This window comes from Streptomyces sp. NPDC005866 (assembly GCF_040629895.1).
Classification (GTDB): Bacteria; Actinomycetota; Actinomycetes; order Streptomycetales; family Streptomycetaceae; genus Streptomyces.
This window is the reverse complement of the sequence record NZ_JBEXWP010000018.1, coordinates 105878-127846: the sequence shown is the minus strand read 5'-3', so window position 1 is coordinate 127846 and position 21969 is coordinate 105878. Positions and strand designations below refer to the sequence as shown.

Here is a 21969-nt window from a genome sequence, read left to right as displayed (position 1 = left end):
CGTGTACGTAGCGGACAGCCGCGCCGGCACCCCCAGCGCGGCGTCCGCGGACGGTGCCGTCCGGCCCCCGGCCGGGCGGCGCCGTGCCGCGGTCGCCCCCACCGTGCTCGCGCTGGGAACGGTCAGCCTGGTCACCGATGTGTCGTCCGAGATGGTCACGGCGGTCCTGCCGCTGTACCTGGTGGCGGGCCTCGGCCTGTCCCCGCTCGGTTTCGGCCTCCTCGACGGCGTGTACAACGGCTTCTCGGCGGTCGTGCGGCTGGCCGGGGGCCACCTCGCCGACCGGGGCGGGGGCCGGCACAAGTGGGTGGCGGGCCTCGGTTACGGCATCTCTGCGCTCTGCAAGCCGTTGCTGCTGCTCGCCCACACCCTCACCCCCATCGGCCTGGTCCTGGCCGCCGACCGCACGGGCAAGGGCCTGCGCACGGCACCCCGGGACGCGTTGATCTCCCTGTCCAGCACACCGGAGACACGCGGCCGGGCCTTCGGGGTGCACCGCGCGATGGACACGGCGGGCGCGCTGCTCGGGCCGCTGGTGGCGTTCCTGATCCTGCGGGCGACCGTGGACGGCTACGACGCGGTGTTCATGGTCAGCTTCTGTGTGGCGGTGCTGGGTGTGCTGGTACTGGTGCTGTTCGTGCCGGGCCGGCAGGCGGCGCCGTCCGGCCAGGACCCGGCCCGCGGCCCGGCCGAGCGCCCCACCCTGCGGGCCGCCCTCGCCCTGCTCCGCCGCCGCGACCTGCGCCGCATCACGGTCTGCGCGCTGCTGCTGGGCCTCGCCACGGTCAGCGACTCCTTCGTCTACCTGCTGCTGCAGCACAGGCTCGGCGTCCCGGACCGCTGGTTCGCCCTGCTCCCGCTGGGCACGGCGGCCGCTTTCCTGCTGCTGGCGGTGCCGCTGGGCCGGCTGGCCGACCGGATCGGCCGGTGGCACGTCTTTCTCGCGGGCCACGGCGCGCTGCTCCTCGCCTACGCCCTGCTGCTCACCACCTGGCAGGGCACGGCCCTGCCGTACATCGTCCTCACCCTCCACGGCGGCTTCTACGCGGCCACCGACGGCGTGCTGATGGCGGCGGCCTCGGACAGCGTGCCCGAGGCGCTGCGCTCGTCCGGTCTCGCCGTCGTGCAGACCGGGCAGGCCCTGGCCCGGTTCGCCTGCTCGCTGCTGTTCGGCGCGGCCTGGACGGTCTGGGGCGACCGCGCGGCGCTGGCGGGGTCGGTGGCGGCGCTGGCCGCGTGCGCCCTGTTCGCGCTCACCCTCCGCCCGAAGGGCACCCCGCACTCGAAAGGGACGGCGACCGCATGACCGTACGCAGGCGCATCCTGGTCCTCCTCTCGGCCGTCGCCGTCCTGGCGGCGGTGGGACTGGCCTCGGTCCTGCACGCGTCGGCGCGGGCGGACCGCCGCAATCACACGCAGGCCGGGGGCCCGAAGGTCACGCCGGGCACGGTGACCCTGACCGAGCACGGCCGGATGGTCTTCCGGAACATGGCCTGGGGCCCGCACCGGGACGAACTGACCACGACCCCGGCTTCGGACCCGTCCGGCCCCCGCACCGCCTCGGGCGTCAAGTGCCTGCGCTTCTACGCCGCCTCCGGCACCGGCGTCTGCCTCCAGGCGGTCCACGGCGCGGTCTCCGACACCTACCGCGCCCTGATCCTCGACGCCCGCCTCCACGAGAAGGCCCACTACGACGTCCCCGGCATCCCCTCCCGCGCCCGGGTCTCCCCCACCGGCCACTTCGCGGCCTGGACGGCGTTCGTCGGCGGCGACTCGTACGCCGGCACGAATTTCTCGACGCGCGCGGCGATCGTGGACACCCGGACGGGACAACTGACGGCGTCCCTGGAGGAGTTCCGGATCGTCGAGGACGGGCATGGCTACCGGGCGTCCGACGTGAACTTCTGGGGCGTGACCTTCGCGAAGGACGACCGCACCTTCTACGCGACGCTGGCGACGAAGGGCACGACGTACCTCGTCCGCGGCGACCTGCGCGCCCGCACGGTCACCATGCTCCACACCAACGTGGAGTGTCCGTCCCTGTCCCCCGACGGCACCCGCGTCGCCTTCAAGAAGCGCGTCAAGGGCCTGCCCAAGGACGCCCCCTGGCACCTGTACGTCCTGGATCTGCGCACCCTGCGCGAGGCCCCGCTCGCCGAGTCCCGCAGCGTCGACGACCAGGCGGTGTGGCGCGACGACCACACCCTGGTCTACGCCCTGCCGGGAGACTTCGGAGCCGACCTGTACGAGATCCCGGCGGACGGCACGGGAAAGGCGCGACGCATCAGCACCGCGGCCGTGTCCCCGGCGTTCGTCGGCCAGAGCTGAACCAGCGGCGGAACGAGGCAGGCCGCCTGTCGCTCGTGACCCACCCGGAAGTGAGCGGCAGGCTCAACCCGCAAGTCAGGAACCCGAGCTGACAGACAGTCCGCCAGGTCGGACGCGGGAGAGCAGCGCGAGCGAGGGCGACGGCAGGGGCCTGTCCGGTCGGCGGCGGGGGCAGCCCCTGGAACGGCCGCCGCCTGCGATCCGGCCACCGGGAAGCCGACGTGCCGCTTTACCTGCCCATGACCGCGCGGGCACCGCCGTCACTCGACGCATCCCCTTCACCCGTTTACAGTAGGGAAAAGTGGATATGTCCAAAACATTCCGCTTATGGACGGTCATGCAAACTGGCGGCCCCCGGGAACGCTGACGGAGAACCGCCACCGATGTTCATGCCCTCCAGGACCAGCCGGCTCACGCGATCGCGTCGCGGAAGAGCCGCACGGCGTGCCATCTGGCCCCTGTCGGAGGGGAACTTATGACTGACGCGACATTCGAGACCCCGGACGAAGGGCGGAGCGGCGAAGGGTGCCCGTGGAGTGCGTTCGCTCGGCGGACGTTTCTCGGTGCGACCGCGGGCCTGGCCGGGGCGGCAGGCGGGGCAGCCCTGGGGAGCCGTCCGGCGCACGCCGACACGGTGGCCGCCGCGAAGGCGGAGCCGACGTCCAGGGTGGTCCCCTTCCACGGCTATCACCAGGCAGGCATCGTCACTCTGCCCCAACAGGACGCGATTTTCGTCTCGTTGGACGTGACCGCCCCCGATCGTGCGGGACTCACCGAGCTGTTCCGCACGCTGACCTCGCGAGCCCGCTTTCTCACGGCGGGGGGCAGGCCACCGAAGGTGCCCTCGACCGCACGGCCGACGGACAACGGCATCATGGGACCCACGGTCGTGGCGGACGGTCTCACGGTGACCGTCGCAGTGGGCGCGTCCCTTTTCGACCACCGCTACGGACTGAGCGCGCGCAAGCCGGTCCAGCTCGTCTCGATGACACCCTTCCGCCATGACGACCTGGACCCCGCGCTGAGCCAGGGTGACCTGCTCGTCCAGATCTGCGCCGATCACCGCGACACGACGGTGCACGCGCTGCTCGACATCCTGACCCACACCAAGTCCGCGGCGAAGCTCCGTTGGCGCGTCGACGGCCAGCGCAACCCGGAGCGTCCCGTCGGTGTCCGGCGCGACTGGTTCGGCTTCAAGGACGGCATCACCAACCCGCCCCTCGACAACGCCACCCAGTTGAACCAGGTGGTCTGGGTCCAGCCGAAGAGCGCCGAACCGGCCTGGGCCGCCGGTGGTACGTACCACGTGGTGCGTGTCGTGCATTTCTTCATCGAGGCGTGGCAGAAGGTGTCCGTTGCCGAACAGGAGCGGATCTTCGGCCGCCGCAAGGCGAGCGGCGCCCCCATGTACGCCACGGGCGAGAACGCCAATGATCTTCAGGACCCCATCTACACCAACGATCCGCAGGGTCTGATCACCGCCCTGAACTCTCACATCCGCCTTGCCAATCCCCAGACTCCGCAGACCGCGGCGACCAGCAGCATCCTGCGTCGCAGTTACGACTACGACCGCAGTCCCAACCTGCCGGAGCTCGACATGGGGCACGCGTTCGTCTGCTTCCAGCAGGAACTGAACACCTACGTCACCATGCAGAAGCGGTTGGAAGACGAAGCACTGGTGCCGTTCATCAGCCCACGGGGCGGGGGCTACTTCTACGCCCTTCCGGGCGTACGGGACGAGAAGGACTACTACGCCCGCACGCTCCTGACCTGACCTGGTCCGATCCCCGCCGCGGGGCGGCCGTCGGCGGGATGTCGCCCGTTCACGGACCGAACCGTCGCAATGCGCTCAGGAGGCGAGATGTTCTCTGCCCTGCGGATCCGAGCCGGCAGCGGCCGCCGGCGACCCGGTCGGGCGCTCCGGTCGGCGCTCGCCGCCGGCGTGGGAATCCTGTTGATCACCTGTACGCCCGTCGCCTCGGCGGAGGCGGAACCTTCTCCCGCGTCGACCTCGCCCGGCGCCGGCGCCGGGCGCGTGTACGTCACGAACCAGCAGGACAACACGCTCTCGGTAGTGGACGCCCGCAGCCACAAGGTCGTCGCCACCGTTCCGGCCGGCCTGGCGCCGGAGGGCGTGGCTGTAGCCAAGGACGGCAGGCACGTGTACGTCGCCGACAACGGCTCGAACCGGGTATCGGTCCTCGACACCCGGACCAACAAGATCGTCACCACCGTGCCCGTCGGGAAGAGCCCCACCGGGGTCGGGCTCAGCCCCGATGGCACGTCCCTCTACGTCACCAACGGCGGTTCCAACACCGTCTCGGTGATCGACGCCCGGACCGACCGGGTGGCGGCGACCGTCCCGGTCGGAAAATCTCCCGTGAACGTCGCCTTCACTCGTGACGGCGGCGCTGCCTACGTGGCCAACGCCGGATCGGGCACTCTCTCGGTCGTCGACACCCACACGCACCGAGTCACCCAGCAGCTCTCCGCGGGCCGCTCCCCGGTGGGCGTCGCCGTCACCCCGGACGGCAAGTGGGCCTACGTCGCCGACGAAGTGGGCAAACAGGTCCTCGCCGTCGCGACCAGGACCGGGAAGGCGACTGCCGTGCAGGTCGGCGAAGGCCCCTTCGACGTGGCCGTCGCGCCCGAGGGCCACGTCGCCTACGCCGCCGCTCTGGGCCCGGGCAACATTTCCGTCATCGACACCGGCAGCCATCGCGTGACGGCGACCATTCCCGTGGGGCCCGCCGGGACCGACCCGTTCGGCATGGAAGCCACCAGCCAGGCTCTCTACGTCGTTGACCAGGGAGCGGGCACCCTCACGGTCATCGCCCCGACATCCCACAAGGTCGTCGCGACGGTGACCGTGGGCACCAGCCCCTACGCCGTGGCAGCGGGCTGAGCCCGCGGCGCCGGACGGCGCCGCGCCTACAGCACCGGCAGGTTCTTCCGCAGCTCGAAGGCCGTGACCTCGCTGCGGTACTCCTCCCACTCCCGGCGCTTGTCGCGCAGGAAGTGACGGTGGCCCGGAGCGACCTCATGCGATCGACATCGACGCAGCCCTGACCTGCCATCGAACGGCCGTCGTTGGTCGTCGTTGGTCGCTGTGGGCCACCCTTCGACGGCCCACAGACGGCCCCGTTACGAAGCTCGGCAGATTTACAGCGGGCGCCGCAATAGCCCTGTGAGCAGGCGGTCTCCGGACCGGAGCACCCCTGGGGGGACACCTGGGGGAAGTCAGGCGACTTCCCAGGAAGAACTCCCGAAGGGATGGTGCCCACGGCTCAGCGTGTGCGCCCCCCGGGGGGCGCGACTCAAGTTGAGATTGAGAGGCGGAGTCCCGGCCCATAAGTCCTACGAGCGGGGCGGCGACGGGCGTCACGACGGGGTGCCGTTTAGGATCCGGTCGTGACAGACATCCCCGACGATTTGATCAAGCTGGAACGTTCCACCGAGGAGGAACGGGCGAAGCTCGCGGGCCTCGCGGGCGATGAGTACGACGCGCAGTGGGCGGAGTGGCGCAAGGCGAGCGCAGCCTTCCAGGCGGCCGTGACCGAGTACGCACACCGCGAGGACGTGACCATGTCGCGGTACGAGGCGGAGCAGGCCGTGAAGCGCGCGGTGCGGCACGCGGATGAGGATCCGGCGGAGTAGGCCGGATCAGGGGCGCGCGGCGTCTTGCACAGTCGAGCGGATGTCGAGGACAGCGTTTGCCCCGGTCAGCTCCAGCACTCTCCGAAGCGGCGGCGCGGGCCTTGCCAGGCGTAGTCCAGTCGTCTTTCGGTTGAAGTTCAGCAACAGGTTCAGGACGGTGAAGTCTGCGAAGGTGAGGCCGGCCGCGTCCACGACCACCCGGGAGTACGTCTGGGCCGCGGTCTCAAGTGCCACGGCGAGGGCGGGAGCCGAGTTGAGGTCGAAGGCGCCGCGCACAGCTATCACCCGGGCGCCGTCCTGCTCGTGCTGCGTGAGGTTGGGCACCCCTGCCGCATGGGACACGGACGGGTCGCGTTCGCTGCCTTGGGCGGAACTCACACTCATGAGTTTAGGCGTGAGGCTCAAACCCCACAGTGTCGATCGGGCACAGCCTCACGGCCCCCTGGCCGGTGTCGTCAGCGCATCGACAGTCGGTAGTCGTCTACCGACCGAGTCAAGGCGACGGGCGCCGGCCGGCGGTGAGGACGGCGTCCCTGCGAGACCGAGGCTTTGAGACCTGTGGCCTCATCCTTGTCGGGTCGATCATGCGTCTGGGGCGCCTCGATCAACTTGTGCTGAGCCTCGACTGATCGTCCACTGAGGTTCGTCGCCGATCGCCGGCGTTCTTCGTTGTTGGTGTCAGCCGGTGATGTCAGCCGACGCACGCGGTCTTGACAAGCGCTGTCGCCGTTCTCTTACACGCGCGCTTCCGCGGCCGTTCGGCGATGCTCATCAGCGATCTGCACCGCCTGTGTTTCCAGCAAGCTGCCGCTGTCAAGGCCGCAGGTACATCGCACCACTGCCTGCCCAGTCGGGTCATGCTCGACCCATCCTCCCCGGTGGGTTCTGCTCCGGGTGATGGCGTGCAGGACTGTCGTGTGTTCCACCATGCGCCCATACTGATGGCCGGGACTCTGCCTGCCAACGCCACGCCCGCCGAGTGGGCTACCTCAGTTCCGACGGCCGCGCCCGGTTACGCGCCGCGACCGCTGCGAGCGGCCAAGCGGGCAACCCTCGCCGAGCTTGATGGGCGTCATGTCGACGTGTCCGGGATCAGCGCGTCTGCGTGTTCGCCCGTGACCAGGTAGACCACACGCTGGGCCACTGAGACCGCGTGGTCGGCGAACCGCTCGTAGTAGCGGCCGACCAGCGTGACGTCCACGGCGGTCTCCACGCCGTGTTGCCACTGGCCGTCCATGAGGTGCTGGAAGATCCTGCGGTGCAGCTCGTCCATGCGGTCGTCGTCCTTCTCCAGCTGGACTGCGGCATGGACGTCATGGGTGATGACCACTTCGGCGGCCTGCGCCATCAGCCGCTGCGCGAGCTGGCCCATCTCCAGAACCGTTCGGCGCAGATCGCCCGGCACCGCCCGTTGGGGGAATCGCATGCGGGCCAGCTTGGCCACATGCTGGGCCAGGACACCAGCGCGTTCCAGGTCCGCACTCATGCGAAGCGAGGTGACCACGACCCGCAAATCCGTGGCTACCGGCTGCTGCCGTGCCAGCACCGCGATTGCCCGGTTCTCCAGGTCGCGCTGAAGGTCATCGACCTTTTCGTCGGCTGCGATCACGCTTTCGGCAAGCTGAAGGTCGGCATCGAGGAGAGCGGTCGTAGCCAGGCCGATGGCCGAGCCGACCAGGTTAGCCATTTCCACCAGGCCGTCACTGATCGAGGCCAGTTCCTCGTGGTAGGTCTCCCGCATCGCGGCCTCACTATCCAGTCTCGTGTGTGCGCTGGCCTTCGCCCGTTGCCAGGCTCGCACAGATTCGCGCAGGTCAGTGGCCATCTACCATCACTCAGCGCCACCCGGTTCCGACAGGGATCAAGGACGCTCACGGTCACGGGGCGGGCCCGCGGCCGGATCCGCCTGGTACAGGTCTACCTGGCACGCTGGGCACAGTTCATGCAGACCCCTGGCGGTAATAACGGTTCCCCACCCGAAGCACACTTCGCAGTGCCGGGCCCGGACAGGGTCAGCGCGAGGCACAAGCTGCGGGGCGGCGTGGGCTCGATGGTCCATAGCGGACCCATCCTCAGTGATCAAAAAGTGCGGAATACGACTTTATTGCCCCTTTCATGCGGGTATGGGAGTGGCACTCGTATCAGAATAATCCCGGTCGCTTTGCCCGAGGCCACCCCCGCAAACACCTCACGTGCGGGGGTCCTCGTACGGCCCCATGCGTCGCTACAGCGGGAAACCGGCTCTGACCTGCGCCTACAGCACCGGCAGGTTCTTCCGCAGTTCGAAGGCGGTCACCTCGGAGCGGTACTCGTGCCACTCCGCGCGCTTGTTGCGCAGGAAGAAGTCGAAGACGTGTTCGCCGAGGGTGTCGGCGACCAGGTCGCTGCGTTCCATCAGGGTGAGGGCCTCGCCCAGGTTCTGCGGGAGGGGCTCGATGCCCATCGCGCGGCGTTCCGCGTCGGAGAGGGCCCAGACGTCGTCCTCGGCGCCCGGCGGGAGCTCGTAGCCCTCCTCGATGCCCTTGAGGCCGGCCGCCAGCAGGACGGCGTAGGCCAGGTACGGGTTCGATCCGGAGTCGATGGAGCGGACCTCGACGCGCGCCGAGCCCGTCTTGCCGGGCTTGTACATCGGGACGCGGACCAGTGCGCTGCGGTTGTTGTGGCCCCAGCAGATGTAGGAGGGGGCCTCGCCGCCGGCGCCGGCGGTGCGCTCGGAGCCGCCCCAGATGCGCTTGTAGGAGTTCACCCACTGGTTGGTGACCGCAGAGATCTCCGCGGCGTGCTTCAGCAGGCCCGCGATGAAGGAGCGGCCGACCTTGGAGAGCTGGAATTCCGCGCCCGACTCGTAGAACGCGTTCCGGTCGCCCTCGAAGAGGGAGAGGTGCGTGTGCATGCCCGAGCCGGGGTGCTCGGAGAAGGGCTTCGGCATGAAGGTCGCGTGCACGCCCTGCTCCAGCGCCACCTGCTTCATGACCAGGCGGAACGTCATGATGTTGTCGGCCGTCGACAGCGCGTCGGCGTAGCGGAGGTCGATCTCCTGCTGCCCGGGGGCACCCTCGTGGTGGGAGAACTCGACCGAGATGCCCATCGACTCCAGCATGGTGATCGCCTGGCGGCGGAAGTCCATGCCGACGTTGGTGGGGGTGTGGTCGAAGTAGCCCGAGTTGTCGGCCGGGATGGGCCGGGAGCCGTCCAGCGGGCGGTCCTTCAGCAGGAAGAACTCGATCTCCGGGTGGGTGTAGAAGGTGAAGCCCAGGTCGGAGGTGCGGGCCAGGGCGCGCTTGAGGACGTAGCGCGGGTCCGCGAAGGACGGGGAGCCGTCCGGCATGAGGATGTCGCAGAACATACGGGCCGTGCCGGGGGTCTCCGCGCGCCACGGGAGGACCTGGAAGGTGGACGGGTCCGGCTTGGCGATCATGTCGGACTCGTAGACCCGGGCGAAGCCCTCGATCGCGGAGCCGTCGAAGCCGATGCCCTCGTCGAAGGCCTGTTCCAGCTCGGCCGGGGCCACGGCGACGGACTTGAGGAAGCCCAGCACGTCCGTGAACCACAGGCGTACGAACCGGATGTCGCGCTCCTCCAAGGTCCGGAGCACGAACTCCTGCTGCTTGTCCATCTTCCGCTTCCCCATCCTTGCTGGTCAGGCCGCCTGCTCCCGGTCCCACAGGAGGCGGTCGGGCACTTCAGCATCACACCACAACAGCATTTCATGCGCGTTGCGGACCATGATCGCCCCGGCGTCCTCGGCCTGAACGGCTCCCATACGGCAGGTGTACCGTCCTGGCGCCCATCTTGCCTGCTCGCACCGACATCCGTAATGGCCGATTCGATTCCGACGCGAGTCACCCCCGACCCACGAACATGAATATCAGATGCAAAACCACCCGTACCTGTGCGTTCCGGCTACCGGTTTCCTGTCGACCACCGGCATTTCCAGGTCTTTCCTGTGCCCTCCCTACGACTGACCCCGTCTCCCCCCTTACGATCAGCGGGCCCACCCGCCACGCCCCTTTCCCCCAGAAGGACACACCCCATGGGTTCCGCGAAGAAGAGCAGCAGTGCCGAGCGCAAGGCGCGTATAGAGGAGATGCGGCGCGCTGAGCAGGCGCGCCAGCGCCGCGGCCGGATCCTCACGATCGCCGCGAGCGCGGTGGTCGTCGCCGGTCTCGTGGTCGGCGGTGTGGTGCTCGTGAAGAACCAGTCCGGTGACAAGACCGCGGCGGCCGACGCGAAGGCCTCGGGGCACTTCGTGACCGGCAAGGACGGGGTGAAGACCTGGAAGGGTGCCCTTGGCCGGACGCATGTGTCGACGACCGTGCGCTACCCGACCGTGCCCCCGGTGGGCGGCAACCACAACCCGGTCTGGCAGAACTGCAACGGCGACGTCTACACCAAGGCGGTCGACGACATGAACGCCGTGCACTCACTGGAGCACGGCGCGGTCTGGGTGACGTACAACAGCAAGGCGAAGAAGGCCGACGTCGACGCGCTGGCGGCGAAGGTGAAGCAGACGCCGTACACGCTGATGAGCCCGGACGACCAGCAGAAGGACCCGATCATGATGACGGCGTGGGCGCACCAGCGCACCGTGACCGGCGCCGACGACCCGAACGTGGCCAAGTTCCTCGAGGAGTTCGTGCAGGGCAAGCAGACGCCCGAGCCGGGTGCCGCGTGCACGGGCGGCAAGGGCCAGTGATGCGGTCGGTGCTCATCGCGGGCTCCGCGGTGGCGGTGCTGGTCGCGGCCGGCGCGATCACCTACGCGGTCGCGGGCGAGGACGGCGGCGGCGGCACGGTCCCGAGCGCCGGCTCGGCGGACGCGGGCTTCGCACGGGACATGGCGGTCCATCACCAGCAGGCCGTGGAGATGTCGTACATCGTGCGCGACCGCACCAAGGACACCGACGTACGGCGGCTCGCCTACGACATCGCACAGACGCAGGCCAACCAGCGCGGCATGCTGCTGGGCTGGCTGGATCTGTGGGGGCTGCCGAAGGTGTCGGCCGATCCGCCGATGACCTGGATGGGCATGGGCGACATGGCCTCCGGCAAGGACGGTTCGCTGATGCCGGGCATGGCGACCAACACCGAGCTGAAGCAGCTGCAGACCCTGAACGGCAGTCAGGCGGAGATCTTCTACCTGCAGCTGATGACGGACCATCACAAGGGCGGTATCCACATGGCCGAGGGGTGCGTGGCCAAGTGCACCGTCGAGGTGGAGAAGAACCTCGCCCAGGGCATGGTGAACGCGCAGCAGTCGGAGTTGACGACGATGGCGCAGATGCTGAAGGAGCGGGGCGCGAAGCCACGCGACTGAACGGGCGTACACGGTGGGGGATTTGTCGACTTAACGGCACCGCAAGGGCTTGCCGATAATCGAAATCGATCCGTAACGTTCGGCGCGATGTCGAAATCCGACCAAAGGCCCCTAATCAACGCCCACTTGGGGTTTCCTTGGCCTTTTCATTCCCCTGGCATGAACAGTTCACCGCAAGAGTGACCCCCATCGCGTGATCCATTCACGGGCCGTTCCGCCGCTGGCCCCCTGGTGATCACGGTTGACCGACCACTCCATGCGACGAACCGCATAGCAGGGGGCAGTATGAGATCGAACCGTGCCAAGGTGCGGGCCAGCGTGAGCATGGCAGCGACACTGCCGATGATCGCCGGCGCGCTCGCACTCGGCATACCCGCGGCGCACGCCGCGGACAGTCCGGCCCGTGACACCCTGAAGGGCACCAAGCCCACCTGGGCCACGGCCAAGGCGGACAAGGGCGCCACCTCCAACAGCGCGCAGGTCAAGGCCCGGGTCTACCTGGCCGGCCGGAACGCCAGCGGCCTCGCGGCCTACGCGAAGGCGGTGTCCGACCCCAGCTCGCCGCTCTACGGCAAGTACCTCAGCGCCAAGCAGGCGCAGGCCCGCTTCGGCGCCACCGCGGCCCAGGTGAAGGCCGTCAAGACCTGGCTGACCGCGTCCGGCCTGAAGGTCACCGAGGTCACCCAGCACTACATTTCCGTCTCCGGCGACGTCTCCGCCGTCGAGCAGGCGTTCGGCACCCAGCTGCACAACTACGCCAAGGGCTCGAAGACCTACCGCGCGCCGGTGAAGACCGCGACCGTGCCGGCGGCCGTGAGCAGCTCCATCCTGACCGTCACCGGCCTGGACAGCGCGCCGCACAAGGCCACCCACGACGACACGCTGCCGCCCCCGGACGCCGTGTTCAAGAACGCCGGCCCGTTCTCGTCGTACTACGGCTCGAACACCGCGACCACGCTGCCGGACGCCTACGGCTCCAAGATCCCGTACGCCGTCCAGGGCTACACCGGCAAGCAGTTGCGGGCCGCCTACGGCGCGGGCTCGTACACCGGCAAGAACGTGCGCGTCGCGATCACCGACGCCTACGCCTCGCCGACCATCGCCTACGACGCCGGCACCTACGCCGCGAAGCACGGCGACGCGGCCTGGAAGACCGGCCAGCTGCACCAGGTGCTGCCGGGCAAGTACACCAAGACCCAGGAGTGCGGGGCGGCCGGCTGGTACGGCGAGGAGACCCTCGACGTCGAGGCCGTGCACGCGGTCGCGCCGAACGCCGACGTCACCTACGTGGGCGCCGCCTCCTGCTACGACGACGACCTGCTCGACTCGCTCAGCAAGATCGTCGACAACCACCTGGCCGACATCGTCTCCAACTCCTGGGGCGACATCGAGGCCAACCAGACCCCGGACCTCGCGGCCGCCTACGACCAGGTCTTCCAGCTGGGCGCGGTGCAGGGCATCGGCTTCTACTTCTCCTCCGGCGACAACGGCGACGAGGTCGCCAACACCGGCACGAAGCAGGTCGACACCCCGGCCAACTCGGCGTGGGTGACGGCGGTCGGCGGTACCTCGCTCGCCGTCGGCAAGGGCGACAAGTACCTGTGGGAGACCGGCTGGGGCACCGAGAAGGCGGCCCTGTCCGGCGACGGCAAGAGCTGGACGGCCTTCCCGGGCGCGTTCACCTCGGGCGCGGGCGGCGGCACCAGCAAGACGGTCGCCGAGCCGTACTACCAGAAGGGCGTCGTCCCGAACTCCCTGGCGACGGCGAACAGCGCCTCCGGCAACCGCGTGGTCCCGGACATCTCGGCGATCGCCGACCCCAACACCGGTTTCAAGGTCGGCCAGACGCAGACCTTCCCGGACGGGTCGCAGCAGTACAGCGAGTACCGCATCGGCGGCACCTCGCTGGCGGCGCCGGTGATCGCGGCGGTCCAGGCGCTGGCCCAGGAGGCCCGCGGCGGCAAGGCGCTCGGCTTCGCCAACCCGCTGATCTACTCCAGGTACGGCACGAAGGCCTACCACGACGTCACCGACAACCCGACCGGCTCCGGCCTCGCCGTCGCCCGCGTCGACTTCGCCAACGGCTACGACGCCGCCGACGGCCTGCTGACCTCGGTCCGCAGCCTCGGCAAGGACAGCTCACTGTCCGCGGTGAAGGGCTACGACGACGTGACGGGCGTGGGGACGCCGGCGGGCGGCTACGTGGAGTCGTACCGCAAGCACTGATCCGCTGACGCGGTGAGCGAAAGGGCGTGAGGCCTTCCAGGCCTCACGCCCTCTGCGTTACTACGACTTGAGCGAGGCTATGAAGGACGTCCAGACGGTGACGGGGAGGAGGAGAGTGGGGCCTTGCGGGGCCTTGGAGTCGCGGACGGGGACCAGGCTGGGCACTCCGTGGGCGACTTCGACGCAATCCCCGCCACCCGCGTTGCTGTAGCTCGACTTGTGCCAGAGGGCGGCGCCCGGGAAGTCGCTCGCGACCTCCACGCATTCGCCGCCGTCACCGTTGCTATAGCTGCTCTTGAACCAGAGCGCGTCACTCAAGTCGATCCGGTTGCTTGCCATTTCGGTAATCCTCTGCCGCTGCCTTGATCATGGCGAGGGACGTGTCTGGTGACAGCGCAACGGCCCTGAGCCGATCGTATGCCTTGCGGTACTGCCTCACGAGGGCCGGATCGTCGATGGTGTCTCCACTGTACGACGCCTCGGTGTAGACCAGCGGCGGGGCGTCAGGGAAGGCCATGATCATGATGGACGCGGCCATGAGGGGATACGCGCCGCACTTCCGCGGAACGATCTGCGGAGTGATCCTGCGCCGATCCGCCAACTCCGTGATGCGGTCGAGCTGCACGGTCATGTCCTGCGGCGGCACGATGGCTTCCGTAAGAAGCGACTCATGCAGGACGGCCCAATACTCCGGGACCGACTGGTCGTTCTCGAAGAGACTGGCGCGATCGAGCCGGGCCTGCACTTTCTCCTCGACCCAGTCGTCGGATGCCGACGGATGGGCAGCCCGGACCAGCGCCCGTGCGTACGGAGCCGTTTGAAGCAGTCCGGGCAACGTGCTGGGAGACCACAACTCGATCGACTCGGCGTGCCGTTCCGCCTCCAGAGCCTTCTCGAAGTACGCGGCATGCGGCCCTCTCCTCGCCCGCCGCACATCCTCGCAATGCCGCTCGAAGTACCCGTCCGTGCCCAGCACGCGATCCACATGCCGGGCCAGTTCCAACGGCATCCGCCGTTCACCGCGTTCGATGTCACTGAGATGGGACTTGCCGTAGAAGCTGCCCTCGACCAGCTTCTCGAGGGACAGTCCCGCCGCCTCCCGCTTCCACCGCAACTCCTTTCCGTAGAAGGTCGGGACGCTCATCGAACCGTCGATGTCCTTACGCCGCACCCGTGCTCACCGCCGTAACTCACCTGGCCGTTTCCGCAGTTCGCGTCGCGGACGCGAATGCCCTTCCACGGTAGCGAGCCGGACGACAGTCTGTGAGGTATTGATCACACACGGCACACAGAAAGTTGCCCACCCTCATGCCCGACCACTCCCCCACGGCCTACGACGTCACCCTGTGCGTCGAGGACCTCCGCACCGCCCTCGCCGAACACGGCATCACCCTCCCCTCCCTGCGAGTCGACCTGCCGAGCTTCGCGGGCACGTACGCCCCGCCGACGGGACTCGTCGCGCTGGGGAACTGCAACACGGCCACGGCCCGCGCCCTGGCCGCCGCGCTCAGGAAGACGGCGGCGGGGCGATGACCCACCTCGAACTCCACCTCCTGGCCACCCCGAAGGCGGCCCCGGAACTACGCCACCACCTCCGCGACCACCCCTACGACGTCCGCCTCTGCGCAACGGAGTTGCTGACGAACGTGATCGACCACGTGGGCGAGGGAACACCGGTGACCGTCCGTGTCATCGGGGTGCCGGGACACGGCCATACGCGCATCGAGGTGAGCGATCCCGAAGCACAGGCTCTGCCCGTCCTCCTGCCCGCCACGGAGACGGAGGAGTCCGGCCGCGGCCTGGCTCTCCTCGACGCGCTGAGCGACCGATGGGGCGTGAACCGGGCCCTGGACCACAAGACGGTCTGGTGCGAGATCAGGTCAATGTGCCCGTCAGAGACGACAATGAGTGGCCGTGGTGGTCGACGCCGACTACAACAGGCCGCAGATGAAGCAGAGTCCCAAGTTCGTCAGGGTCGCCCTGGCCGACGGCCACGAGACCCGGGCGTCGATCGATGACGTCGCGCACGCCCCGGGCAGCCTGTCGCCGGGCGATCACGTCACCGTGCTCTACGACCCGGCACGCCCCGGACACGCCCTGTTCCCCAGCCAACTCGGCTGGCTGGCGTTGATGTTCCCAGGCGTGCTGTTCGTCGCCGCCGGCCTCGTACCCACCACCGGCTACGGACTGGCGATCACCCGGATGGTTTCCGCGCATCTCCGAAGGTGAGGGCGGTCAGGAGTGGACCGGCTCCGTCGGGTCCGGTACGTGCGACGCGACCACCCGTTCGCGGCCCGTCGGCGGGACGTCCCGGCGTCGGTCCACCGCGTACGCCACGCCCGCGACGCCCAGGCCGAGCACCGCCAGTGCCGCGCCCGCCACCGCCGGGGACGTCGCCCCGAAGCCCGCGGCCAGCGCCACGCCGCCGATCCAGGCGCCGCCCGCGTTCGCGAGGTTGAAGGCCGCCTGGTTGGCGGACGAGGCGAGGGACGGGCCCGCGGCCGCCCTTTCCATGACCATCAACTGGAGGGGGGAGCCTGTGATGAAGGCCGCCACGCCAAGCAGAACCACCGCCAGGGCCGCGCTCCACTCCGCCCGCATCAGGACGGGGAAGAGGAAGAGCACCGCCACCATGGAGACCAGGCCGCCGAAGAGCGTGCGGCGCATCGCGTGGTCGGCGAGACGGCCGCCGATCAGGTTGCCGGCAGTGGCACCGACGCCGAAGAGCGCCAGGAGCAGGGTCACGTCGGAATCGGCGTATCCGGCGGAGTCCGTCAGCATCGGCGTGATGTAGCTGTACGCGGAGAAGAGGGCGCCGAAGCCGACGACGGTCGTGGCGAGGGCCAGCCAGACCGGGAGGGAGCGGAGGGCGGTCAACTCGCCGCGCAGGCCGGAGACCGGGGCTGGGGCATCAGACCCGCGGATCAGCAGAGCGACCGCCGCCATCGCCGCCACGCCGATCAGGCTCACGCCCAGGAAGGTCGCCCGCCAGCCCAGGTGCTGGCCCATGAGGGTGGCGACCGGGACGCCCGCGATGTTGGCGACCGTCAGGCCCATGAACATCAGGGAGACCGAGCGGGCCTTGCGCTCCGGTGCCACCAGGTTCGTCGCGACGACCGCGCCGACGCCGAAGAAGGCGCCGTGCGGCAGACCGCTCAGGAAGCGGGCGGCCAGCAACCAGTCGTAGCCGGGGGCGAGGGCTGAGAGCGCGTTGCCTGCCACGAACAGGGCCATCAGGGAGATGAGGACCGTGCGGCGGGGCATGCGCGCGGTGAGGGCGGCCAGGAGCGGGGCGCCGATGACGACGCCCAGCGCGTAAGCCGAGACCAGGTGCCCGGCGGTGGGGATCGAGATGTGCAGGTCGTCGGCGACGTCGGGCAGCAGGCCCATCATCACGAACTCGGTGGTGCCGAGACCAAAAGCGCCGACGGCCAGTGCGAGCAGGGCCAGGGGCATGAAGGGCTCTGCCTTTCGGGGAGCGGGGTTCCGTGCGGATGTCTGCAAGTTCAGCTTTAAGTTCAGCTACGGAACAAAGCATGCCCGGTCCAGTATTCCGGCAGGTTACAGCGCGGCGTCCAGTTGTCCTTACAAAGCCACAGACCGCCCTGACCAGGGACTTTTACGAACCCGATGTGGTCAGGTTCACACGCGCCGCCACCGGGAGATGATCGCTGCCGGTCTTCGGCAGGGTCCAGGAGCTGTCCGGCTCCACGCCCTTCACCATGATCTGGTCGATACGGGCCATCGGGAACGAGGCCGGCCAGCTGAACCCGAAGCCGCTGCCCGCCGCCCCCTGCGTGGAACGCATCTGCGAGGTGACGCCGTTGAGGGAACGGTCGTTCATCGTGCCGTTGAGGTCGCCGAGGAGGATCACCCGCGGCAGGCTCTCGTCGGCGATGGCCTCGCCCAGCGCGTCCGCGCTCGTGTCCCGCTGCCGGGCGGTGAACCCGGCGTTCACCTTCACCCGCACCGAGGGGAGGTGGGCGACGTAGACGGCGAGGGACCCCTCCGGTGTGGCGACCGTGGCCCGCATCGCGCGCGTCCAGCCGAGCTTGATGTCGACGGCCTTCACCCCGGTCAGCCGGTACTTGCTCCACAGCCCCACGGTGCCCTCGACCGCGTGGTACCTGTACGTCGCCCCCAGCGCCTTCTCGTACGCCGGTACGGCCGACGCCTTCAGCTCCTCCAGGGCCACCACATCGGCGCCGGACGCGGCGAGTTGGGTGGCGGTGCCGGCCGGGTCGGGGTTCTCGGCGTTGACGTTGTGCGTGGCCACCGTGAAGTCACCGCCGGTGCCCTGCTTGTCGGTGAGCAGACCGCCGAACATGTTCAGCCAGACGATCGCCGGGAGCAGTACGGCGATCAGCGCGGTCGCCGACCTGCGCAGTACGCCGAGCAGCACCAGCAGCGGGATCAGCAGGCCCAGCCAGGGCAGGAACGTCTCGATGAGACTGCCGAGGTTGCCGATGGCGTTGGGGATACGGGAGTGCATCAGCATCACGCCGGCCAGCAGCAGCGCGAGGACGGCGAGGACGATGCCCCGGCGCCAGATACGTGGATCGTCGCGCCAGCCCGACAGCAGCCGGTTCACCAGGCGCCGGAACCGGTCTCCCCGACGCTCGGGCCCCGAGCCGCCGTTGTCCGTCTCCGTCATGTACGCCTGCTGCGCCATACCGTCTGCCTCACAACCTGCCGTGCACACCGTCGTCCCCCGGATACGACCCTAGGGGATGATCGGCGCTGTTCCCGCCGTCACATGACGGCCGTACGGAAGACGAGGACGAACGATGCGGCCGGAGAGGTTCCGGTTACCGCCCGGTTGGCGTGGACTGTGACGAAACGCGAACACTCGGCCGACGGCGACAAGAACCCCTACGGCTGCGGTTCCGGTGAACTGACGGGCTGTAGGCCGGCCAGCACCGAGTCGACAATCTGTTCGGCCAGGCCCTCGGGGAGTTCCGCGTCCGGGCGCAGGATGGCCCTGAGCAGCATCGGGCCGGTGAACATGTCGTTGGCCAGATCGACGTCGATATCGGCGCGGAGTTCGCCGTTCCGCTGGCCGCGGCGCAGCACTTCCTTGCCCAGTTCACGCCGGGGATTGACGACACCGGCGTGATAGGCGTTCCAGATGCGGGGGCTGCTCTTCATCTGGGCGTACACGTTGTGCAGGATCGCCGACGAACGGTTCATCAGCCCGCGCCGGCGCAGCGATTCGAGCAGGACGACAAGGTCGTCGCGCATGGACGTGCCGGGGAGTTCGGGGTCGGGGGGCTCCGCGGCGCGCATGACGTCGACGAACAGCTCATCCTTGCCGTTCCAACGGCGGTAGATGGTGGCCTTGCCGACGCCGGCGGTCCGGGCGATCCGCTCGATGGACAGCTCGGCGAGCGGAACACCGTCCTCCAGGAGTTTCATCACCCCTTCCAGGATGGCACTCTCCACCGCCTCGCTGCGGGGACGGCCCCGGGCGGGACCCACGGACCGCGGCCGACTGTCGGCAAGGCTCACGTCATACCGTCCTCTCACTGGCTGCGGGAATTCTCCCGCAGCCCAAGCCTCCCCCGGTGGATCCGCGCTTTACCGTGCGTCCGCTCACTCCGCGGCGGCTACCAACTCCTGTTCCCGCTCGCCCTGCTGATCGGCCGGGGGCCTGCCCGGCAGGAAGAGGCCCGTGACCACGGCGCCGAGCAGCGCGACGCCCACACCGCACAGGGCGGTCGTGTGCATGGCGTGCAGGAAGGCGTCGTTGGCGGGCGTGACCAGGGCCTTGCCCTGCGCCCCGAGCTTCTGGGCGACACCCAGCGTGGCCTCGATGGACTCGCCGGCGGTCTCACGCAGCCCGGGCGGCAGCGCGCCGAGTTTGCCCTCGATGCCGTTGCGGTACGACGTCGACAGCACCGAGCCGAGGACGGCGATGCCCAGGGCGCCGCCGACCTGGCGGAAGGTGTTGCTGAGCGCGGAGGCGGAACCGGCCTTCTCCCGGGGCAGGGCCTGCATGATGACGACCGAGGTCGGCGTCATGATGTGCGCCATGCCGGTGCCCATCAGGAAGAAGACGACCTCGAGGAGCCAGATCGGGGTGTCGGCCTCGAAGGTGGCGAACATGCCCAGCATCGCCGCGATCAGCACCAGGCCGCCCGCGGTGGTGGCCTTGTTGCCGATCCGGTCCACGACCAGCCGGGCCCGCGGGGCGAAGATCATCTGCGCGACGGCCAGCGGGAGCAGCAGCAGACCGGACTGCAGCGGCGAGTAGCCGCGCACGCTCTGGGTGTAGAAGACGGAGAAGAAGGTCACGCCCATGAGCGCGAAGAAGACCAGCGCGATGGCGGCCATGGCGGCCGAGAAGACCTTGTTCTTGAAGTAGCTGACGTCCAGGGACGGGTGGTCGCTGCGCATCTCGAAGATCACGAAGCCGGCGAGCACCACGACACCGGCGATGATGGTCGCGAGCACCTTGGCGTCGGTGAAGTCGGCGAGTTCGCCGCCCTTGATGATGCCGTAGACCAGCAGGACCAGGCCGACGACGGAGAGCACCACGCCGACGGGGTCGAGACGGCCGGGGCGCGGGTCGCGCGAGTCGGGCACCAGCCACACCATCAGCGCGAGCGCGACGATCACGATCGGTACGTTGATGAGGAAGACCGAGCCCCACCAGAAGTGGTCGAGCAGCACACCGCCGGTGATCGGGCCGATCGCGATGGCGAGGCCGACGCCGCCGGCCCAGAGGCCGATGGCCTTGGGCTGTTCCTGCCGCTCGAAGACGTTCATCAGGACGGCGAGGGTGGCGGGCATCACGAAGGCGGCGCCGAGGGCCATCAGGGCGCGGTAGGTGATCAGCTCGCTCGGGGAGCCGGACTCGGCGGCCAGGGCCGAGCCGATGCCGAACACGACGATGCCGCCGATCAGCACCTTCTTGCGGCCGAGCCGGTCGCCGACGAGGCCGGCGGTGAACAGCAGGCCCGCGAAGACCAGGGTGTAGGCGTTGATCGCCCACTCCAGCTGGCTCTGGGTGGCGCCGAGGCCGGTCGGGGCCGGGGTGGAGATGGTCTTGACGGCGACGTTCAGGATCGAGTTGTCGAGCACCACGATCAGCAGGCTCAGCATGAGCACGCCGAGGATCGCCCAGCGGCGCCGGTGCACCTCCTCGGGTATGCGCGGGCCGGATGGAGCGTGGTCGGCAGGAGTTGTCATGGCGACGACCCTAGGCCCATTTCAATACGGTACCGTCTCGTATCTGAATTCCTTTACCCAGACCTTACACAACGCGTCATGGCGGGATCCGCCGTCGCCGCGGTGGCCTGTGACCCCGGGAGGGGGCCGTGGCCGATGCCCGATGGATCACACGGCGGTCCCCTGGCCGAGGACGGCACGAAGTGCCACCATGGAACCGATCCGGGGACACCGTCAGGGTGCCTCGAGATGAATTGAAGGAGCCGTTGCCATGACGCAGCTCTCGGCTGCCCAGCCTGCGCAGAACAGCCCCTCCGACGGCAGCAGGACGCTGTACGGGGGGAAGGGCACCCGCCGCATCACGGTCCGCGACATCGCCCTCGCCAAGGAACGCGGCGAGAAGTGGCCCATGCTCACCGCGTACGACGCGATGACCGCCTCCGTCTTCGACGAGTCCGGGATCCCGGTGCTCCTGGTCGGCGACTCGGCGGGCAACTGCCACCTCGGGTACGAGACGACCGTCCCCGTCACCCTGGACGAGATGACGATGCTGTCGGCGGCCGTGGTGCGTGGCACCCAGCGTGCCCTCATCGTCGGCGACCTCCCCTTCGGCTCCTACCAGGAGGGCCCGGTGCAGGCGCTGCGCTCGGCGACCCGGCTGGTGAAGGAGGCGGGTGTCGGCGCGGTCAAGCTGGAGGGCGGCGAGCGCTCGCACGAGCAGATCCGGCTGCTCGTCGAGTCCGGCATCCCGGTGATGGCGCACATCGGGCTGACCCCGCAGTCCGTCAACGCGATGGGCTACCGCGTGCAGGGCCGCGGCGAGGAGGCGGCCCAGCAGCTGCTGCGCGACGCCAAGTCGGTCCAGGACGCGGGCGCGTTCGCGGTCGTACTCGAACTGGTCCCGGCGGAGCTGGCGGCCGAGGTGACCCGGGTGCTGCACATCCCCACGGTCGGCATCGGCGCCGGTCCCGAGACCGACGCACAGGTCCTGGTCTGGACGGACATGCTGGGCCTGACCTCGGGCCGGGTGCCGAAGTTCGTGAAGAAGTACGCGGACCTGCGCGAGGTCATGGGCAACGCGGCCCGGGCCTACGCCGAGGACGTCGTCGACGGAACGTTCCCGCTGGAGGAGCACTCCGTCCACTAGAGCCACTGTGGCAACACCCAGGGACAGCCCGCCGATCTTCCCCCGTCGGCGGGCTGTCCCCCCTTTGCGCCTAAACCGGCGCCGCTCTCGCGGAGGTGGTTGCTCGCCGTGGGGGTTGCTCAATT

Annotated in this window: 22 protein-coding genes; 12 read left to right on the top strand and 10 right to left on the bottom strand. The window is 69.1% G+C overall.

Going from position 1 to position 21969, the window contains the following annotated elements:
* Nucleotide 1: 1 nt before the first annotated feature.
* The 5 genes from ABZ396_RS25600 to ABZ396_RS25580 all read left to right on the top strand — a co-directional run bounded on the left by ABZ396_RS25600 (nucleotide 2) and on the right by ABZ396_RS25580 (nucleotide 5985).
* The gene (locus tag ABZ396_RS25600; RefSeq protein ID WP_358921838.1) at nucleotides 2–1306 is read left to right on the top strand and encodes an MFS transporter; all 1305 of its coding nucleotides are present in this window, start codon (nucleotides 2–4) and stop codon (nucleotides 1304–1306) included.
* Nucleotides 1303–2328 (top strand): TolB-like translocation protein, encoded by a 1026-nt coding sequence (locus ABZ396_RS25595; protein WP_358921837.1) that lies wholly within the window; start codon nucleotides 1303–1305, stop codon nucleotides 2326–2328. Before ABZ396_RS25600 ends, ABZ396_RS25595 begins: the two co-directional genes overlap by 4 nt.
* Nucleotides 2329–2803: 475 nt before the next feature.
* Nucleotides 2804–4102, top strand: coding sequence for a Dyp-type peroxidase (locus ABZ396_RS25590; protein WP_358921835.1), 1299 nt, complete (start codon nucleotides 2804–2806; stop codon nucleotides 4100–4102).
* A gap of 87 nt (nucleotides 4103–4189) precedes the next feature.
* The gene (locus tag ABZ396_RS25585; RefSeq protein WP_358921833.1) at nucleotides 4190–5233 is read left to right on the top strand and encodes a cytochrome D1 domain-containing protein; all 1044 of its coding nucleotides are present in this window, start codon (nucleotides 4190–4192) and stop codon (nucleotides 5231–5233) included.
* 506 nt (nucleotides 5234–5739) lie between these two features.
* The gene (locus ABZ396_RS25580) at nucleotides 5740–5985 is read left to right on the top strand and encodes a hypothetical protein (protein ID WP_358921832.1); all 246 of its coding nucleotides are present in this window, start codon (nucleotides 5740–5742) and stop codon (nucleotides 5983–5985) included.
* 6 nt (nucleotides 5986–5991) lie between these two features.
* Here the strand turns inward: ABZ396_RS25580 and ABZ396_RS25575 are convergent, their stop codons facing one another.
* The 4 genes from ABZ396_RS25575 to ABZ396_RS25560 form a co-directional block, all read right to left on the bottom strand.
* Nucleotides 5992–6363, bottom strand: coding sequence for an STAS domain-containing protein (locus ABZ396_RS25575; RefSeq protein ID WP_358921830.1), 372 nt, complete (start codon nucleotides 6361–6363; stop codon nucleotides 5992–5994).
* 694 nt (nucleotides 6364–7057) lie between these two features.
* Nucleotides 7058–7726: a phosphate signaling complex protein PhoU gene (gene phoU / locus ABZ396_RS25570; RefSeq protein WP_358921828.1), complete on the bottom strand. Its 669-nt coding sequence runs from the start codon at nucleotides 7724–7726 to the stop codon at nucleotides 7058–7060.
* Nucleotides 7727–8239: 513 nt separating this feature from the next.
* The gene (locus ABZ396_RS25565) at nucleotides 8240–9601 is read right to left on the bottom strand and encodes a glutamine synthetase family protein (RefSeq protein WP_358921826.1); all 1362 of its coding nucleotides are present in this window, start codon (nucleotides 9599–9601) and stop codon (nucleotides 8240–8242) included.
* Between the two features lie 24 nt (nucleotides 9602–9625).
* Nucleotides 9626–9748, bottom strand: coding sequence for a hypothetical protein (locus tag ABZ396_RS25560; RefSeq protein WP_358921825.1), 123 nt, complete (start codon nucleotides 9746–9748; stop codon nucleotides 9626–9628).
* A gap of 270 nt (nucleotides 9749–10018) precedes the next feature.
* Between ABZ396_RS25560 and ABZ396_RS25555 the strand changes: the two genes are divergently transcribed.
* From ABZ396_RS25555 to ABZ396_RS25545, 3 genes are all read left to right on the top strand, one after another.
* Nucleotides 10019–10681: a DUF3105 domain-containing protein gene (locus ABZ396_RS25555; RefSeq protein WP_358921823.1), complete on the top strand. Its 663-nt coding sequence runs from the start codon at nucleotides 10019–10021 to the stop codon at nucleotides 10679–10681.
* Nucleotides 10681–11301 (top strand): DUF305 domain-containing protein, encoded by a 621-nt coding sequence (locus ABZ396_RS25550; protein WP_358921821.1) that lies wholly within the window; start codon nucleotides 10681–10683, stop codon nucleotides 11299–11301. The genes ABZ396_RS25555 and ABZ396_RS25550 overlap by 1 nt, the downstream gene beginning before the upstream one ends.
* Nucleotides 11302–11625: 324 nt before the next feature.
* Entirely contained in the window at nucleotides 11626–13527 is a 1902-nt protein-coding gene (locus ABZ396_RS25545; RefSeq protein ID WP_358921883.1) for a S53 family peptidase, read from the top strand.
* A 60-nt stretch (nucleotides 13528–13587) separates the two neighbouring features.
* Here ABZ396_RS25545 and ABZ396_RS25540 read toward each other — a convergent pair whose 3' ends face one another.
* Nucleotides 13588–13866 carry a DUF397 domain-containing protein gene (locus ABZ396_RS25540; RefSeq protein ID WP_358921819.1) on the bottom strand — a complete coding sequence of 93 codons (279 nt, stop codon included), beginning with the start codon at nucleotides 13864–13866 and terminating at the stop codon, nucleotides 13588–13590.
* A complete protein-coding gene (locus tag ABZ396_RS25535; RefSeq protein WP_358921817.1) occupies nucleotides 13838–14671 on the bottom strand; it encodes a helix-turn-helix transcriptional regulator in 834 nt (277 codons plus the stop codon). The genes ABZ396_RS25540 and ABZ396_RS25535 overlap by 29 nt, the downstream gene beginning before the upstream one ends.
* Before the next feature lie 164 nt (nucleotides 14672–14835).
* On the opposite strand from ABZ396_RS25535, the gene ABZ396_RS25530 reads away from it, so the two are divergent.
* From ABZ396_RS25530 to ABZ396_RS25520, 3 genes are read left to right on the top strand one after another with little or no spacing between them, the layout of a single operon-like run.
* Nucleotides 14836–15060 carry a hypothetical protein gene (locus ABZ396_RS25530; RefSeq protein ID WP_358921815.1) on the top strand — a complete coding sequence of 75 codons (225 nt, stop codon included), beginning with the start codon at nucleotides 14836–14838 and terminating at the stop codon, nucleotides 15058–15060.
* A complete protein-coding gene (locus ABZ396_RS25525; RefSeq protein WP_358921813.1) occupies nucleotides 15057–15545 on the top strand; it encodes an ATP-binding protein in 489 nt (162 codons plus the stop codon). Before ABZ396_RS25530 ends, ABZ396_RS25525 begins: the two co-directional genes overlap by 4 nt.
* A complete protein-coding gene (locus tag ABZ396_RS25520; RefSeq protein ID WP_358921812.1) occupies nucleotides 15442–15756 on the top strand; it encodes a DUF3592 domain-containing protein in 315 nt (104 codons plus the stop codon). The genes ABZ396_RS25525 and ABZ396_RS25520 overlap by 104 nt, the downstream gene beginning before the upstream one ends.
* Before the next feature lie 6 nt (nucleotides 15757–15762).
* Here the strand turns inward: ABZ396_RS25520 and ABZ396_RS25515 are convergent, their stop codons facing one another.
* The 4 genes from ABZ396_RS25515 to ABZ396_RS25500 form a co-directional block, all read right to left on the bottom strand.
* A complete protein-coding gene (locus ABZ396_RS25515) occupies nucleotides 15763–16983 on the bottom strand; it encodes an MFS transporter (protein WP_358921810.1) in 1221 nt (406 codons plus the stop codon).
* Between the two features lie 163 nt (nucleotides 16984–17146).
* The gene (locus ABZ396_RS25510) at nucleotides 17147–18199 is read right to left on the bottom strand and encodes an endonuclease/exonuclease/phosphatase family protein (RefSeq protein ID WP_358921809.1); all 1053 of its coding nucleotides are present in this window, start codon (nucleotides 18197–18199) and stop codon (nucleotides 17147–17149) included.
* A 200-nt stretch (nucleotides 18200–18399) separates the two neighbouring features.
* Nucleotides 18400–19035, bottom strand: coding sequence for a TetR/AcrR family transcriptional regulator (locus ABZ396_RS25505; protein WP_358921807.1), 636 nt, complete (start codon nucleotides 19033–19035; stop codon nucleotides 18400–18402).
* 84 nt (nucleotides 19036–19119) lie between these two features.
* Nucleotides 19120–20718 carry an MFS transporter gene (locus ABZ396_RS25500; RefSeq protein WP_358921806.1) on the bottom strand — a complete coding sequence of 533 codons (1599 nt, stop codon included), beginning with the start codon at nucleotides 20716–20718 and terminating at the stop codon, nucleotides 19120–19122.
* A 250-nt stretch (nucleotides 20719–20968) separates the two neighbouring features.
* On the opposite strand from ABZ396_RS25500, the gene panB reads away from it, so the two are divergent.
* Nucleotides 20969–21844, top strand: coding sequence for a 3-methyl-2-oxobutanoate hydroxymethyltransferase (panB, locus tag ABZ396_RS25495; protein ID WP_358921804.1), 876 nt, complete (start codon nucleotides 20969–20971; stop codon nucleotides 21842–21844).
* The last annotated feature ends 125 nt before the right edge of the window (nucleotides 21845–21969 follow it).